Below are 15,658 nucleotides of genomic sequence, written 5' to 3' on the forward strand. Positions count from 1 at the left end.
TAAATCAAAGAGATTTCACTTAGTTATTAAGGATGCTAGATATTCTGGATGTCAGATTTTCCGTATTGGGTAATTGTTTTAAATGACTGTTTACTTCCCCTAGTATTTTCATAACCAACTGAGCATGTTGTGCTTCTGTTGTACTTAATTTTTGCTGATGAAGTTTGTTACTGTAGTTAATTAACTGAGAAATCAAATCATTAGGTTCAAGACTTTCAGAACGGTAAATATCGTGAAGATTAGGAGTAATGTAAGATTGATTCTGTAAGTAATTAAATGAATATTTAAGAGCATCTACTGTAGGCTTACTTATAAGATATGGATTAGTTAAAAACGTACCTAAGTCTTTTTTAATATGCTCTAAATTGAATTCAGCAACAGACTTATTTCCTAAATAAGTAAATTTATGATCACTATTAAATAATGAAAGAATAGAATCTTTGAGATAAGTAAAAAATTGCCCAACAGTTTGTATATGAAAATCTTGAGTAGATGGATGACTTTTTAAGTATTCGAGTGCAGGATTTTTAATTGGGCTCAATGGTGTAGTCATTTTATTTTCCTTTGATTTTCAGTATTGAAATAAAGATTTACCGTAACTCAAAGGATCATACTTTTATAAAAATACCATTGGCCTAAAGATGATAAATAAAGCGCTATTTTCATAATAAAAAATAGCGCTTTACTCGTTTATTGCTAATTAATAATTATTTTTCTGGTGGGAAAATCAGATTTAAAATAATGGCCGTTAAACCCCCTGCAGCAATACCTGATGACAGCAATGTTTTTAGCCAATCAGGGGCAAACTGTAATATTTGAGGCTGTTGCGAAACGCCTAACCCTACCGCCAGTGAAATAGCAAGGATCATGATGGCTCGGCGGTTTAATGCTTCTTTAGAAACAATACGTACGCCAGACGCAGCTATCGTACCAAACATCACTAATGTGGCTCCGCCTAATACTGGCTCAGGAATTCTTTGTACAAATTCAGCAACGAATGGAAATAAACCCAAGATAACAAGCATTGCTGCAACAACATAACCTACGTAGCGACTAGCAACACCCGTTAATTGGATCACACCATTATTTTGGCCAAAACAAGAGTTTGGGAAGGTGTTGAAAAATGCTGAAACCATGGAGTTAATTCCATTAGCTAATACGCCCCCTTTAATGCGCTTCATATACAAAGGACCACTAACGGGCTGCTCTGAAACATCAGAAGTTGCCGTGATATCACCAATGGTTTCTAGCGAAGTGATCATAAACACCAGCATTAAAGGAATAAGTAAATGCCAATCAAATGATAGGCCATAATAAAATGGCTCAGGGATCGTCATCAGCGGTGTTTCTTGATGTTCTGCGGGTGTGGGTAACATATCTAAAGCCCAAGCAAGAACATAACCCACAGCCATTGCAATAACTAAAGAAGCTACTCGTAAGTAAGGATTTTTTTGTCGATTAAGTAAAATAATAACGATAAGAACAGAGCCTGCTAATAACAAGTTTTGTGGTGAACCAAAGGTATTATTCTCGATGGCTGCATAACCACCACCAATAGAGGTTAATCCAACTTGAATTAAAGAGAGGCCGATTATCATCACCACGACACCTGAAACTAACGGTGTAATGATACGTCTTGCCAAGTGAAGTACACGAGAAAGAATGATCTCGGTTAATGAGGCAACCATTAGAGTACCAAAAAGGGCTGCCATCATTGTCGGAATATCTGCACCACCATTTTTAAGTGCTAATCCCCCCATAATGAGTGGAGCAACAAAGTTAAAGCTTGTTCCTTGAATTGATAACAATCCTGAACCTATCGGTCCCCAAGCTCGAATTTGAATAAGAGAGGCAATGCCTGATGCAAATAAAGACATGCTGATAATGCGTTGGGTATCGTGTGCAGGTAATCCTAATGCTTGGCAAATGAGGATCGCGGGTGTAATAACCGCGACAAACATAGCTAAAAGATGCTGGCAAGCAGCAAAAAGTGTTTGTGGTAATGGCGGTTTCTCTTCTAAAGCAAAAAGAAGTTCGCTATTTTTTTTAATTGAAACGTCACTATTTTTAGGCAAATTTTGATTTTCTGAAGTAACCATGGTGTGAATTTCTTATTCGACAAAAACGGTATTTTAATGATCTACGCCACAAAAGCAATCGTTTGCGTAAAAATGATGTTATCAAAATGCATAAGAGGTGCTCACATTTTTATATGTTTTAACTTGTGTTTGTCTCCATTTTTTTTTCTAATCGGGGATACCTGCTTTTGGCGTTGTTTATGGATGAACTTAGCGTCGTAGTATTTTTATATAAAATTAACAAATAAGACGGGGTACATAAATGTATCATCTTGATGTTTATGGCACGCTGGTTGCGGCCACTTTGGTTCTCTTGATCGGGCGTAAGTTAGTGAAATCTGTTCCTTTTTTAGAACGATATACGATCCCGGAACCTGTTGCAGGTGGGCTACTTGTTGCAGTTCTTCTATTAGCATTCAAATCTTTTATGGACTGGGAAGTGAGTTTTGATCTCTCACTTAAAGATCCATTAATGCTGGCCTTCTTTGCAACAATTGGTTTAAACGCAAACCTCGCGAGTTTAAAAGCGGGAGGAAAAGCGCTTTTTATTTTCATCTTTGTTGTTGTTGGATTGTTGTTAGTACAAAACACAGTCGGTATTGCATTAGCAAAAATGTTAGGCCTTGATCCATTAATGGGATTACTGGCTGGCTCGATTACATTATCGGGTGGTCATGGTACAGGTGCGGCTTGGGGTAAAACCTTTGTCGAAAACTATGGTTTTATGAGCGCGTCTGAAGTAGCGATGGCTTGTGCTACTTTTGGTTTAGTTTTAGGTGGTTTGATTGGTGGTCCTGTAGCTCGCTACTTAATTAAAAATATCCCAACGCCGGGATTAGGCGCCGACGACCATGAAATGCCAACTGCGTTTGAGAAGCCGACAACAGGCCGAATGATCACTTCAATGGTTTTATTAGAAACTATTGCGATGATCTCTATCTGTTTAATGGCAGGTACGTTCCTTTCTCAACTGCTAGAAGGTACGGCATTCTCACTACCGACCTTTGTGTGTGTTCTGTTTATTGGTGTTATTTTAAGTAATAGTCTTTCAATGCTTGGATTCTACCGAGTTTTTGATAGAGCGGTATCAGTCTTAGGTAACGTGAGTTTATCGTTATTCTTAGCAATGGCATTAATGAGCTTGAAATTATGGGAGCTTGCGTCACTGGCGATCCCAATGCTGGTTATCCTTGGTGTTCAAGCTGGTGTAATGGCACTGTATGCAATTTTTGTGACTTTCCGTGTCATGGGTAAAAACTACGATGCTGCGATTTTAGCAGCAGGTCACTGTGGTTTTGGTTTAGGTGCTACACCAACTGCGATTGCGAATATGCAAGCTGTAACAGACCGTTTTGGACCGTCTCATCTTGCGTTCTTAGTTGTACCTATGGTCGGTGCATTCTTCATTGATATTGTGAATGCAATAGTGATTAAACTGTATCTGATGCTACCGTTTTTTACGCCTATAGTTGCAGGGTAGTTTGGCTACTATAAATTAAAATAGCGTCAAAAACGTTAAAGAGCACCTCAATGTTGAATATCGACATTGAGGTGTTTTTCTGTGGAGTACTTAACGTATTAATATTTCGAAATCAACTTAAAGTGAGTTTAAACGCACGCTAAGCCATGCAACTGAGCAATCTTAAGCTTGGCTATATTGTGTCTTGGCAGGTAGCCAGCGTTCGATTAAGGCTTGAGAATGCTTAGGATAGTGCTGATGTAGGTAACGCGCGATGCGTTGTACTTCAGGAACAAGTCCTTGGTCACGTAATAAATCAGCGACCTTAAATTGTGCATTACCTGTTTGTTTAGTACCTAAAAGCTCACCGGGGCCACGAATTTCGAGATCTTTTTGTGCAATGACAAAACCATCATTGCTATCCCTTAATACCTGCAATCGCAAACGTGCTGTTTGAGTGAGTGGCGTTTTATACAATAAGACACAATGAGAGGCGATAGCACCTCGACCTACACGTCCACGTAATTGGTGTAATTGTGCTAGCCCTAGCCGTTCTGGGTTATCAATGATCATCAAACTTGCATTAGGTACATCAACGCCAACTTCAATCACTGTTGTTGCAACTAAAAGTTGGAGCTCATTTTCTTTAAATGCCGCCATTACAGCTTGTTTCTCTGCGGGCTTCATTCGCCCATGTACCAATCCTACTTTAATTTCAGGGAGTGCTATTATAAGTTCATCATAGATAACTTGGGCTGCTTGCGCTTCAAGTACTTCAGAATCTTCAATTAAGGTGCATACCCAATAGGCTTGTCGGTTTTCTTCTGTGCAAGCTAGTCTGATGCGTTCAATAATGTCATTACGGCGAGTATCAGGGATAGCGACAGTAGTAACAGGTGTACGCCCCGGCGGTAATTCATCGATGATAGAGGTGTCCATATCAGCATAAGCGGTCATCGCTAATGTTCGTGGGATAGGCGTTGCTGTCATCACCAATTGATGAGGGTGAAAGCCTTGTTCTTCACCTTTTTTCCATAAGGCAAGGCGTTGATGCACACCAAAACGGTGTTGTTCATCAATAATCACTAAGGCTAGAGAGTGAAATTTAACTTGTTCTTGGAAAATCGCATGTGTTCCAATAATGATCGATACTTCACCATTTGCAATGGCATTTTGCTGTGTTTCGCGGGCTTTCCCTTTCTGTTTTCCTGCTAGCCAACCTACTTGGATACCAAAAGGCTCAAACCATTTTCTAAAGGTTAATGCATGTTGCTCTGCTAACAATTCTGTTGGTGCCATTAAAGCCACTTGCTTACCATTAGCAATAGCACGTAACGCACTTAATGCGGCAACTAGCGTTTTACCTGAGCCTACATCTCCTTGGATCAATCGCATCATTGGATAGTCTTTTTCTAAATCTGTTTCTATCTCATTGACGACACGTTGTTGTGCATTAGTCGGGGTAAAGGGGAGAGAGGCGAGAAATTGCTGACGTAACGTTGATGTATTTGGCATAAACAATGGCTCTGCACGATAAGATTGTGCACCAGCTCTTGCATTGAGCATACCTAGATTGTGAGCCAGCAATTCTTCAATAATTAGCCTTTTTTGCGCAGGATGCTGTCCTTTCTCAAGTTCAGCAAAAGCGATATCAGGAGGCGGATTATGCAGTGTACGTAATGCTGTGGCTAATGGGGGTAAACCGTGAATAAATTGCTCAGGTAATAATTCGTTAATAGCGCAGGTATCAAGTAATTCTAATGCTTGTTCTATTAATTTACGTAATGATGTTTGGCGTAAGCCTTCTGTCGTTGAATAGATGGGAGTGAGTGTTTCTTGCAGTTTAACTTCAGAGCCTGCAACTTTGATTTTATATTCAGGGTGAATAATTTCAGGGCCCCGACTTCCTCGTTTAACTTCGCCATAAGCTGTGACCTGTTTACCTTGAGCAAGGTTATTTTTCATCGCCGCTGTAAAGTTAAAAAAGCGAAGTGTTAAAATTCCAGAGCCGTCAGAAATTTGGCAGGTCATCATTTTACGCCGACCAAAACTGACTTCAGTTCTTAAGATTTCGCCAGAAACAGTGGCAGGAATACCGGGAAGGAGATCACTGATAGCATAAAGGTGCGTTTGATCTTCATAACGCAAAGGAAGGTGGAGTAACAAATCCTCAATAGTCACAAGCCCTATTTTTGCCAGCTTGTCTGCCTGACTTGCACCTACGCCGTGAAGAGTGGTTAAGGGGATTGCATCAAGCAGTTTTCCTTTCATGGGATCAATACTCCGTCTTTTTTAATTTCCTAAGTTGTTTTTGTGTCATTTGCATTTCCGCCCACCATGACTCCGGTGCTTCAATTTCACCGCTGCCATTAATATAAGGGCGAGGCAGTCCTTTACGACGAGAAACTTCTGCCAATACCGGATATCCGCCTTCAAAGAGAAGAATTTGTTGTTCTTCTTCTGTTAAGGTGCTCTCCGTTCGATTATACATACCCGCAGCCTGACGTTGGCGTTGTGCTTCATATAAAATTAGTGCACTGGCGACAGAAACATTCAGGGATTGTACCATTCCCATCATTGGTACAATAATATCTTGATCTGCAAGCGCGATAGCATCTTGTGAGATACCCGTTTTTTCTTGTCCCATAATAATACAAGTTGGGCGAGTGTAATCAATCTCACGAAAATCAACCGCTTTATCTGAGAGGTGAGTCGCAAGAACTTGCATACCTTGGGCACGAAAGGCGTTAACTGCTTCTGTGATAGTAGGATGAGTTTCTACATTGACCCAGCTATTACTTCCTGCTGCGGGGGAAACTAACATCCGCATTTTTTCTTCAGGCCAAATAGCATGAATTTTAGGAATGCCCACAGCATCAGCCGTTCTTATAACGGCTGCAACATTATGGGATTTATGCACTTCTTCAAGGCAAACGGTAAGATCAGGTTGCCGCATCGCCATCATTTGGCAGATGCGGGCATATCGAATTGAATTCATGACTAGTTTTTATTACGGCTAACGCGCAGAACGTCTGGCATGATGCGAAGTTTACGCATGATATTGGCTAATTGAATTCTGTCTTTCGCAGTTAAGCGAATAAAAGCACAATACACGCGACCATCTTTCTCTTCTGTATTCATGCTTTGAATACTTGAGTTAGCATCGTTAATAGCTGCGGTTAAGTTTGCTAAAGCGCCTTGGTGGTTGATCATATCGACTTTAATTTCAGTAATGAAATCGCTGTTGATCTCTTTATCCCACTCGACAGGCATGAATTTTTCAGGCTCTTTTTGGTAACCACGAATATTACGACAAGATTCATGGTGAATAACCAAACCTTTACCTGGGCTAATATGTGCAACGATAGGATCACCCGGAATAGGGCGGCAACATTTAGCGAAGGAGATTAATACGCCATCAGCGCCTTTAATTGGGAGTTTAGGTGTTTCATTATTGGTTGTTTCTGTTTGTGCGTTTTCATCTTGATTTTGACTATCAATCAATAAATTACGTGCAACAACAACGCTCATGGTATTACCTAAACCAATTTCAGCCATTAAGTCGTCGATTGAATGAAGTTTCATACGCTTCAACTCGCGCTCAATATTTTCAGCTGAAATATCAGCAAGCTTGTGCTCACCTAATGCGTGATTGAGTAAACGACGACCTAAATTAATAGAGTCTTCACGTTTTAAGTTTTTCAGCAGTTGTCGGATTTTAGAGCGAGCTCTTGAACTGACGACAAAGTTTAGCCAAGCCGCATTGGGTCTTGCACCTGGAGCGGTAATAATTTCAACCGTTTGTCCGGTGCGTAGCGATTGTGAAAGTGGGTAAGGTTGTCTATCAACCCTTGCACCCACACAGGCATGACCGATATCAGTGTGTACAGCATAAGCAAAATCGACAGGAGTAGCACCTGTTGGCAATTCAACAATGCGACCTTCTGGCGTGAAAACGTAGATTTCATCAGGAAAGAGATCTGATTTTACGTTCTCAATAAATTCAAATGAGCTACCTGCACTTTGCTGCAATTCAAGTAAACTTTGCATCCAGCGTTGAGCTCTAACTTGTGCTGTTGTGCCTGGTTGCTCACCTTGCTCTTTATAAGCCCAATGTGCAGCAACCCCCATTTCTGCCATTTGATCCATATCTTCAGTACGAATTTGCACCTCAACAGGCACCCCATGAGGGCCAATAAGTGAAGTATGAAGAGATTGATAGCCGTTGGCTTTTGGAATTGCAATATAGTCTTTAACTCGACCAGGACGCGGTTTATAAAGGCTGTGCATTTGACCTAAAACGCGATAACAGGTATCGACTTCTTTCACGATCACGCGAAAGGCGTAAATATCCATAATTGAGTGAAAACGTTGCTCTTTTAACAACATTTTCCGATAGATAGAGTAAAGGTGTTTTTCACGACCGTTAACTTTGCATTCGATATGTGCTTCTGTCAGGCGTCCCTCAATTTCAGAGAGGATTTTATTAATCATCTCTTTACGGTTGCCCCGAGCTGCTTTAACGACTTCTTTGATTACACGATAGCGATTAGGATGTAGCGCCTCGAAACCCAGCTCTTCAAGCTCTGTTTTGATATGATGTATACCTAAACGGTGTGCGAGAGGACTGTAAATTTCGAGTGTTTCGCGAGCAATACGGCGACGTTTATCTGGGCGTAATGATCCCAGTGTGCGCATATTGTGAGTTCGGTCTGCCAGTTTGATCAAAATGACGCGGATATCTTTTACCATCGCCATAATCATCTTACGGAAGTTTTCAGCCTGAGCCTCTTTTTTATCTCTAAACTTCAATTTATCAAGTTTAGACACCCCTTCAACAAGATCGGCTACCGTACTACCAAAGAGGCTTTCGATATCTTGGAAGGTTGCAGGTGTATCTTCGATAACATCATGCAACAGCGCCGCCATCAGCGTTTGCTGGTCTAATCGCATATCTGCGAGGATACACGCAACCGCAACAGGGTGAGTAATATAAGGCTCACCACTTGAACGAGTTTGTCCCTCGTGGGCATTTCGGGCGACGATAAAGGCTTTTTTAAGTTGTTCAACTTGCTCCGATGGCAAGTATTTTTGAACGATTTGATTCAGGCTTTCAAACAGGTACAAGGCAGACCTACCCCTATTTTATAAAACGATTAACGACGGCCTTCCGCAATCGCTGAAACAGCTTGTAATTCTGCTGCTTCTTGCTCTTGCTGCTCTTGGCGTTCACGAGCATCAAGAATTTTACCGTTAATCAGGCCTTCTTCAATTTCACGTAGCGCGACAACAGTCATTTTATCATTTTCTTCTGGAACTAAAGGATCTTTAGCGCCAACTTGTAACTGACGCGCACGACGTGCTGCGACCAGAACGAGGTCAAAACGGTTACCAATTTTCTCTACAGCGTCTTGAACGGTTACGCGTGCCATATTTGTGTTACTCCACCATTAACGAAATGACTGGGCATAATACTGAAAGTTAACTCAGTCTGCCAATAATTTGCTGATTAAATCACCATGTCGTAGCGTTTGACGATCAAGGCGTAATTTTTCTGAACGAATAATTGATTGTAAATCAGCAAGCGCAGTATTGAAATCATCATTAATCAGCAAATAATCATACTCATCAAAATGTTCCATTTCCGATACAGCTTGCGACATACGTTTTGTAATCACTTCTTCGCTATCTTGCCCACGTCCACGAAGTCGGCGGTAAAGCTCTTCTTTTGACGGTGGCAGAATAAAAATACTGCGAGCTTCAGGCATCGCTTTACGCACCTGCTGTGCGCCTTGCCAGTCGATATCTAAAAAGACATCTACACCACTGGCTAAGATTTCTTTGATAACTTTGCCGGATGTTCCGTAATAGTTACCAAAAACACAAGCATGTTCGAGGAAATCCCCGCTGTCTATCATGCTTTTAAATTCTTCTTCAGTAACAAAGAAGTAATGTTCACCATGGTTCTCTCCCGGTCGCATTGGGCGGGTTGTATGAGAGACAGAAACCTGAGTGTCATATAAAGGCTGTGTCTTTAACAGCGCTTGAATAAGACTTGATTTACCCGCACCGCTTGGAGCGGAAACAATATAAAGTGTTCCTTGGATCATGATGACTTTCTGAATTTGACTGGAGAATTAAGTATAAATACATGTTTAGGGAGCAAATCCCCCATATAGTATACACATACAATGAATGACATACAGTGCCCATGTTTAATACAGGGCCATTTTTTTCTTATTACATTCTATTTTCTGAATATAGAAACAAGAGAAAAATTAAACTATGTCAATATTAACATATAATTAATGGCTCAGTGATAGGAATTACCTTTTATCACAATAGCGAAAAGAGATTATATTTTGAGATACCCCACAGAATCAAAAAGAACCGCTGTCGTTAAAACAGCGATTCGTTAATCTTGATTCTCGTAATTAAAGACAGGTAAGCCCAATTTATAACGAATAGCGAGTAGTCGAGCGGTTAACCCTGCAATTAGGGTAATGATGATAATGACGTCTCTTGGTAACGGTGTATAAAATAGTAATCCCATATAAAGCCACGCAGCACCAAAAGCGATACCGGCATAAATTTCTTTTTGGAAAACCAAAGGAATGGTATTACAAAGCATATCTCTTAATACACCACCAAAAGCACCCGTAATCACCGCAGCAATAGCAGCAATAATTGGGCCATAGTCCATATCGAGTGCGATTTGCGCACCGATAATAGAGAAAACCATTAGACCAATGGCATCTAAGATAAGAAAGAGTCGCTGAAGGTGTTTCATCATGGGAGCAACCCACATAGTGATAACAGCAGCACATGCAACAGTGACGATATATTCCGGGTGTTTTACCCAACCTAATGGGTAATGGCCGAGTAGAATGTCTCTGACAGAGCCACCACCAATGGCAGTGGCAGAGGCGATAATAATAACGCCAAAAACATCCATTTTACGACGACCAGCAGCAAGCGCACCAGTCATGGCTTCTGCAGTAATACCAATAATATAGAGAACACTAAGTAACATGATTTTCTAATTTTCTGACTATTTAGTGAGGGTAGAATAATTACCTTGCGAAAAAGTCTCGACTGAATTTTTTTAGTGCCAGGTAAAATTAATTAGTTTTTATAATGTGGAAATTTATTTCCCGATAAGGATAAATATGTCTTTTCAGGAACACCAGATTACGTTTGATAGCCGTCATCATCAGCTAACTAATATAAATGTTTGGACGCCAGATAGCCAGTGGTTAGTCTATGATGTACGTCCCAATGGGGGATCTTTTACAGGTCTAACCATAGAAAAAATTCATGCGAAAACAAAACAGCAACAGATCATTTACACAGCAACACAAGGGGCACATGCAGGGGTTGCGACAGTAAGCCCAACAGAGCCCGTGCGTTACGCCTTTATTCATGGGCCAGAAAACCCAGATAATGAATGGCATTATGACTTTCATCATCGTCGAGGGGTGATTGTTGATGAGTCAGATAATAACCGTGCGTTTAATATTGACGCTTGTTCGTTGACATCACCTTATCAAGCCGGTGCATTACGTGGCGGTACACATGTTCACGTTTTTAGTCCTGACGGTACGCGTTTAAGCTTTACCTACAATGATCATATTATGCATGAACTTGGTGGCGAATATGATCAACGTAATGTGGCTGTTGCGGTGCCACTAAAAGCGGTTAATGTCGCTAAAAAACACCCTCGTGAATATGACGGTGAATATTTTTGCACTGTAGTAAGCCAAACTGTTGCTCATCCACAAAAGGGAAGCGACGAAATTAATAAAGCTTATGAAGAGTGTTGGGTTGGTACTCAAGGTTATATAAAGACTGACGGTTCACAGCAACGTTGGGCTATTGCATTTATCGGCGATACCGTGAGTGAAAATGGCGATAAAGTTGCTGATATTTTCCTAGTGGATTTACCTGATGATAATCAGGATTTCAGTGTTGAAGGTGATAAACCTTTGGCAGGAACTGATACAACAATGCCAGCAGTGGCTAAAGGCATTCATCAAGTTCGCCTAACAAATACAGCAAATAGAAAATATGCTGGTGTTTTAAATCAGCCTCGTCACTGGTTAAGAAGTTCCCCGCAAGGAGATGCGATCGCTTTCTTAATGAAAGATGATAATGGTATTGTGCAGTTATATACCGTATCGCCAAGTACGAAAGAGATAAAACAAATCACTGCGCAGGATTGGAATATTCAGTCAGCCTTTACGTGGAATAGTAATGGACAATATCTCACCTTTATTTGTGATAACAGCGTGATGCTATGTAATGTGAAAACGAGTGAGTTAACTCGATTAACAGAAAAAACAGCACAGGCACCAAGTAGTGATGCAGTCGTATTCTCTCCAAATGACCAATATATTGCATTTATGCGTGATGTTGATGGTTATCGCCAAATATTTACCGTAGAGACTGGATTGTAAATTTTTATCGTATATAAATAAGGTATCTTAAATAATAAGATGCCTTTTTATTTAATAAAAAATTAATAGTTTAAATATGAATTAAAATATTTTTTTATTTTGATTTGTTTTATTGCTTTTTCTATTTTTATTTATTGTGCTAAATTACTAAACTTTAGTGAGATAATAACTAGTAATATTAAAAAATAATTTATTATTAATGGAATGATATATAAAAATGGAATTAAATTTATGCTGGTGGAATATGGGATTATCTCCACCAATAAGGTCAAGTAAGAAAATAGATATAGAAGATATTGGATTAGCAAAAAAATATCTTAGAGAAATGATAAAAAAAAGAACGCTTGATATAGTTGCACTTTGTGAGGTTTCTAAAAAGGAAAACCTAGATTTCAAACAATTAGCTTGCGAATTAAATATGGAGTATATCGATTTATCAGGAAAGATAGGCCGTATACTTATTGATATTTCTATAATGTATAATATAAATAAATTAGCATTTATCTCAAGTAAGTTTTTAACTAAACTTCAACCAGATAATAGAACAATAAGAGTGGGTGTCAGTGTTTCATTTAAAGATCTTGAAAATCAAAAAATGATCACATTCTTTTTATCACACTGGCCATCTGTACTAAGTGCTGATGAAAAAACTAGGCGTATAGCGGCCCAAGAGTTGAGGAATAGTATTGATAAACTATTTGAAAATAAAGGAAAAGATACCCAAGTTATTTGTATGGGTGATTATAACACTGAGCCTTATTCTGATGTGATGATTAATACATTATATGCAACAAGAGACTATCACATCATAAAAAAGAAAAGAGAACTATTATTTAATCCATTTTGGTATCTTTTGTCGGATAAGAAAACGAATAACTTAGGCACGTATTATTATAATTCGGCATCAATAAATCGATGGTATGTTTTTGACCAAACGATTTTTTCTTCATCATTTTTATATGGAAAAGAAGATTGTTTTAAGTTAGACCTCGAACAGCTTGATTTCTATCGGATACTAAATGATTCAAATCACTGCCTTGATGATATTTTCTTTAAAAAATTTGATCATTATCCAATATTTTGTAGGGTTTCGCATGAACGATGAAAATAAATTTTTTGAAAAGATAAAGGCTTCATTGGATAGAGCATCCTCTATTATTGATATAAAAAATAAAATAGAGAATAAAATAAGTATAGTTATCGAAAAACTAGAAGTGATCACTAATAATAAAATTAAAGTATTATTTAAAGATAATCATCATTACTGCCCTAAGTTTATTAATAGCGAAAGGCTTATTTATGTTGATAAAGTAAATGTAAGTGATAAGTCTGGGTTTATATTATTTGGTTATAGTTTTAGTAAAATAAATGGTTTTCCTATTGAAATAGAAACGGAGATTGAATCTTTTTATGCAGAGGATATTGATGATTTACTGCATATTATTGTGAATATTATTGATAGAGAATCGATAAGAATTATGGAACTTGTTCATCATCCTCTAAAAGATAATTTAAGTAAAAATAATGATATTTGATAAAAAGCCGGCATTGCTTTCACAATGCCGGTTTCTGTTTTCTGTAGTTTACAACTTATTGTAAAACAGAAATATCCGCGACTTTTAAGAACAGTTCACGCAATTGACTTAGCATGGTTAAACGGTTGATACGAACAGCTTCGTCTTCATCCATTACCATGACTTTATCAAAGAAGTTATTGACCACATCACGTAATGAGGCAAGTTCAACTAATGCTTCTTGGTATTTGCGCTCTGCAAATAATGGTGCCAATTTATCTTGTAATACAGAAAGATTAGCCGCTAGTTGAACTTCTTCTGGGGCTTTTAAGACGGAAGCTAAAACGGCGTCATTCAGTTTTACATCAGCGGATTTTGCTAAGATGTTAGAAACACGTTTATTGGCTTCTGCTAATGCAGAGGCTTCGTCTAATGTGCGGAAGTAAGTTACTGCTTTAACGCGAGCATTGAAGTCAGCAGGCTGTGTTGGGCGACGTGCTAATACAGCTTGAATAGTATCAATGTTGTAACCCAGTTCTTGATACCAAGAACGGAAACGACCTAACATAAACTCAACCACATCACTGACCACATTTTTATTAGTCAGTTTGTCACCGTAGAGGCGAACCGCTTCTTGTGTCAGCTCTTCAATATCTAACGGTAAATCTTGCTCAACGATAATACGTAAAACACCCAGTGATGCACGACGTAGAGCAAATGGGTCTTTATCCCCTTTAGGATGTTGACCAATACCGAAAATACCCGCAAGTGTATCCATCTTCTCTGCAATAGCGAGGGCGCTAGCAACAGGATTAGAAGGTAATTCATCACCCGCGAAACGAGGCTGATATTGTTCTTTCAATGCAACCGCGACTTCTTCGGCTTCACCATCATGACGCGCATAATGCATACCCATAACACCTTGGGTATCTGTGAATTCGAACACCATATTGGTCATTAAGTCACATTTTGACAGTAAACCTGCACGGGTTGCTTTATTAACATCAGCACCCATTTTGCCAGCAATAAAGCCTGCTAATGCTTGAATACGGTCTGTTTTATCACGCAGTGTACCTAAATCTTTCTGGAATAATACGGTTTCAAGGCGTGGTAAGTTATCTTCTAAACGTTGTTTACGGTCAGTTTTGAAGAAGAACTCAGCATCCGCTAAACGAGGACGTACTACTTTTTCGTTACCGCTAATGATCTGTTGTGGATCAGAAGATTCAATATTAGTGACGAAAATAAAGTTAGGTAATAATTTGCCTTGCTTGTCATAAACAGGGAAATATTTTTGGTCACCTTTCATTGTATAAACTAGCGCTTCAGCAGGAACTTCAAGGAATGTTTCCTCAAATTTTGCTGTTAACACAACTGGCCATTCAACCAATGAAGTGACTTCTTCGACTAAGCTATCGCTTAAATCTGCGATACCGCCAAGTTTTTCAGCAGCAAGACGAGCATCATGAAGAATAATTGATTTACGCGTTTCGTAATCAGCAATAACTTTTCCGCGCTCATAAAGAATTTCAGGATACTGATCTGCATTATCAATAGAGAATTCAGCTTCACCCATAAAGCGGTGACCACGAATAACGCGATCGCTTTGGATACCTAAAATTTCACCATCAATAACGGTATCGCCTAATAATAAGGTGACGGTATGAACAGGGCGTACAAAGTGTGTTTCTTTATCACCCCAGCGCATTAATTTTGGAATTGGTAATTTTGATAATGCATTGCTTACCATGCCAATCAGTAATTGGCTAACAGCTTCACCTTTTACTTCTGCACGATAAAATAACCATTCGCCTTTATCTGTTGATAAGCGTTCTGCTTGGTCAACCGTAATACCATTACCTCTTGCCCAACCTTCAGCCGCTTTTGTCGGTTTACCGTCAGCGTCAAATGCTTGAGCAATCGCAGGACCACGTTTTTCAATGGTTCTATCTGCTTGTGATTTCGCCATATTAGCTACTTTAATAGCTAAACGGCGAGGAGCTGCAAACCAAGATACATCACCATGAGTGATATTTGCGTTATCCAGTTCAGCAGTAAAATTAGCAGCAAAAGATTCGGCTAAAGAACGAAGCGCTTTCGGCGGTAATTCTTCTGTGCCGATTTCCACGAGGAAAGTCTCAGTTGTCATGA

General features: G+C 39.3%; 13 protein-coding genes. 4 read left to right on the plus strand and 9 right to left on the minus strand.

Annotation, left to right across the window (positions count from 1 at the left end):
* Positions 1-19: 19 nt before the first annotated feature.
* Both C0T34_RS14470 and C0T34_RS14475 read right to left on the minus strand, forming a co-directional pair.
* Positions 20-553: a hypothetical protein gene (locus C0T34_RS14470; protein ID WP_109850372.1), complete on the minus strand. Its 534-nt coding sequence runs from the start codon at positions 551-553 to the stop codon at positions 20-22.
* A 154-nt stretch (positions 554-707) separates the two neighbouring features.
* Positions 708-2,099, minus strand: a complete 1,392-nt coding sequence (locus C0T34_RS14475; protein ID WP_098941679.1) for a uracil-xanthine permease family protein — start codon at positions 2,097-2,099, stop codon at positions 708-710.
* A 241-nt stretch (positions 2,100-2,340) separates the two neighbouring features.
* Here C0T34_RS14475 and gltS point away from each other — a divergent pair, with 241 nt between their 5' ends.
* A complete protein-coding gene (gene gltS / locus C0T34_RS14480) occupies positions 2,341-3,558 on the plus strand; it encodes a sodium/glutamate symporter (RefSeq protein ID WP_098941680.1) in 1,218 nt (405 codons plus the stop codon).
* A 162-nt stretch (positions 3,559-3,720) separates the two neighbouring features.
* Here the strand turns inward: gltS and recG are convergent, their stop codons facing one another.
* The 6 genes from recG to C0T34_RS14510 all read right to left on the minus strand — a co-directional run bounded on the left by recG (position 3,721) and on the right by C0T34_RS14510 (position 10,570).
* On the minus strand, positions 3,721-5,808 hold the full coding sequence (recG, locus tag C0T34_RS14485; RefSeq protein WP_098941681.1) for an ATP-dependent DNA helicase RecG: 2,088 nt from the start codon (positions 5,806-5,808) through the stop codon (positions 3,721-3,723).
* A gap of 4 nt (positions 5,809-5,812) precedes the next feature.
* Complete coding sequence (gene trmH, locus C0T34_RS14490; protein ID WP_088494336.1) at positions 5,813-6,535, minus strand: tRNA (guanosine(18)-2'-O)-methyltransferase TrmH; 723 nt, start codon at positions 6,533-6,535, stop codon at positions 5,813-5,815.
* A gap of 2 nt (positions 6,536-6,537) precedes the next feature.
* A complete protein-coding gene (spoT, locus tag C0T34_RS14495; RefSeq protein ID WP_098941683.1) occupies positions 6,538-8,664 on the minus strand; it encodes a bifunctional GTP diphosphokinase/guanosine-3',5'-bis pyrophosphate 3'-pyrophosphohydrolase in 2,127 nt (708 codons plus the stop codon).
* Between the two features lie 29 nt (positions 8,665-8,693).
* A complete protein-coding gene (rpoZ, locus tag C0T34_RS14500) occupies positions 8,694-8,969 on the minus strand; it encodes a DNA-directed RNA polymerase subunit omega (RefSeq protein ID WP_006534607.1) in 276 nt (91 codons plus the stop codon).
* A 54-nt stretch (positions 8,970-9,023) separates the two neighbouring features.
* A complete protein-coding gene (gene gmk, locus C0T34_RS14505; protein WP_109850373.1) occupies positions 9,024-9,647 on the minus strand; it encodes a guanylate kinase in 624 nt (207 codons plus the stop codon).
* Positions 9,648-9,952: 305 nt separating this feature from the next.
* The gene (locus C0T34_RS14510) at positions 9,953-10,570 is read right to left on the minus strand and encodes a trimeric intracellular cation channel family protein (protein ID WP_088494339.1); all 618 of its coding nucleotides are present in this window, start codon (positions 10,568-10,570) and stop codon (positions 9,953-9,955) included.
* Between the two features lie 136 nt (positions 10,571-10,706).
* Between C0T34_RS14510 and C0T34_RS14515 the strand changes: the two genes are divergently transcribed.
* From C0T34_RS14515 to C0T34_RS14525, 3 genes are all read left to right on the plus strand, one after another.
* Complete coding sequence (locus C0T34_RS14515) at positions 10,707-11,993, plus strand: DUF3748 domain-containing protein (protein WP_098941684.1); 1,287 nt, start codon at positions 10,707-10,709, stop codon at positions 11,991-11,993.
* Positions 11,994-12,210: 217 nt separating this feature from the next.
* Positions 12,211-13,098: an endonuclease gene (locus tag C0T34_RS14520; protein ID WP_109850374.1), complete on the plus strand. Its 888-nt coding sequence runs from the start codon at positions 12,211-12,213 to the stop codon at positions 13,096-13,098.
* Entirely contained in the window at positions 13,088-13,528 is a 441-nt protein-coding gene (locus C0T34_RS14525; protein ID WP_098941686.1) for a hypothetical protein, read from the plus strand. Before C0T34_RS14520 ends, C0T34_RS14525 begins: the two co-directional genes overlap by 11 nt.
* A 55-nt stretch (positions 13,529-13,583) precedes the next feature.
* On the opposite strand, the gene glyS is transcribed toward C0T34_RS14525, so the two are convergent.
* A complete protein-coding gene (glyS, locus tag C0T34_RS14530; protein ID WP_098941687.1) occupies positions 13,584-15,656 on the minus strand; it encodes a glycine--tRNA ligase subunit beta in 2,073 nt (690 codons plus the stop codon).
* Positions 15,657-15,658 lie beyond the last annotated feature (2 nt).

It is taken from the genome of Proteus sp. CA142267, from assembly GCF_003336825.1.
In the GTDB taxonomy this organism is placed as follows: domain Bacteria; phylum Pseudomonadota; class Gammaproteobacteria; order Enterobacterales; family Enterobacteriaceae; genus Proteus; species Proteus terrae.

Bases quoted from the DNA above. Each gene is read 5' to 3' on its own strand.
- trmH (WP_088494336.1), bottom strand. From the start codon at position 6,535: ATGAATTCAATTCGATATGCCCGCATCTGCCAAATGATGGCGATGCGG.
- C0T34_RS14525 (WP_098941686.1), top strand. From the start codon at position 13,088: ATGAACGATGAAAATAAATTTTTTGAAAAGATAAAGGCTTCATTGGAT.
- C0T34_RS14515 (WP_098941684.1), top strand. From the start codon at position 10,707: ATGTCTTTTCAGGAACACCAGATTACGTTTGATAGCCGTCATCATCAG.
- C0T34_RS14475 (WP_098941679.1), bottom strand. From the start codon at position 2,099: ATGGTTACTTCAGAAAATCAAAATTTGCCTAAAAATAGTGACGTTTCA.
- C0T34_RS14510 (WP_088494339.1), bottom strand. From the start codon at position 10,570: ATGTTACTTAGTGTTCTCTATATTATTGGTATTACTGCAGAAGCCATG.
- rpoZ (WP_006534607.1), bottom strand. From the start codon at position 8,969: ATGGCACGCGTAACCGTTCAAGACGCTGTAGAGAAAATTGGTAACCGT.
- C0T34_RS14470 (WP_109850372.1), bottom strand. From the start codon at position 553: ATGACTACACCATTGAGCCCAATTAAAAATCCTGCACTCGAATACTTA.
- gltS (WP_098941680.1), top strand. From the start codon at position 2,341: ATGTATCATCTTGATGTTTATGGCACGCTGGTTGCGGCCACTTTGGTT.
- C0T34_RS14520 (WP_109850374.1), top strand. From the start codon at position 12,211: ATGGAATTAAATTTATGCTGGTGGAATATGGGATTATCTCCACCAATA.
- recG (WP_098941681.1), bottom strand. From the start codon at position 5,808: ATGAAAGGAAAACTGCTTGATGCAATCCCCTTAACCACTCTTCACGGC.
- gmk (WP_109850373.1), bottom strand. From the start codon at position 9,647: ATGATCCAAGGAACACTTTATATTGTTTCCGCTCCAAGCGGTGCGGGT.
- glyS (WP_098941687.1), bottom strand. From the start codon at position 15,656: ATGACAACTGAGACTTTCCTCGTGGAAATCGGCACAGAAGAATTACCG.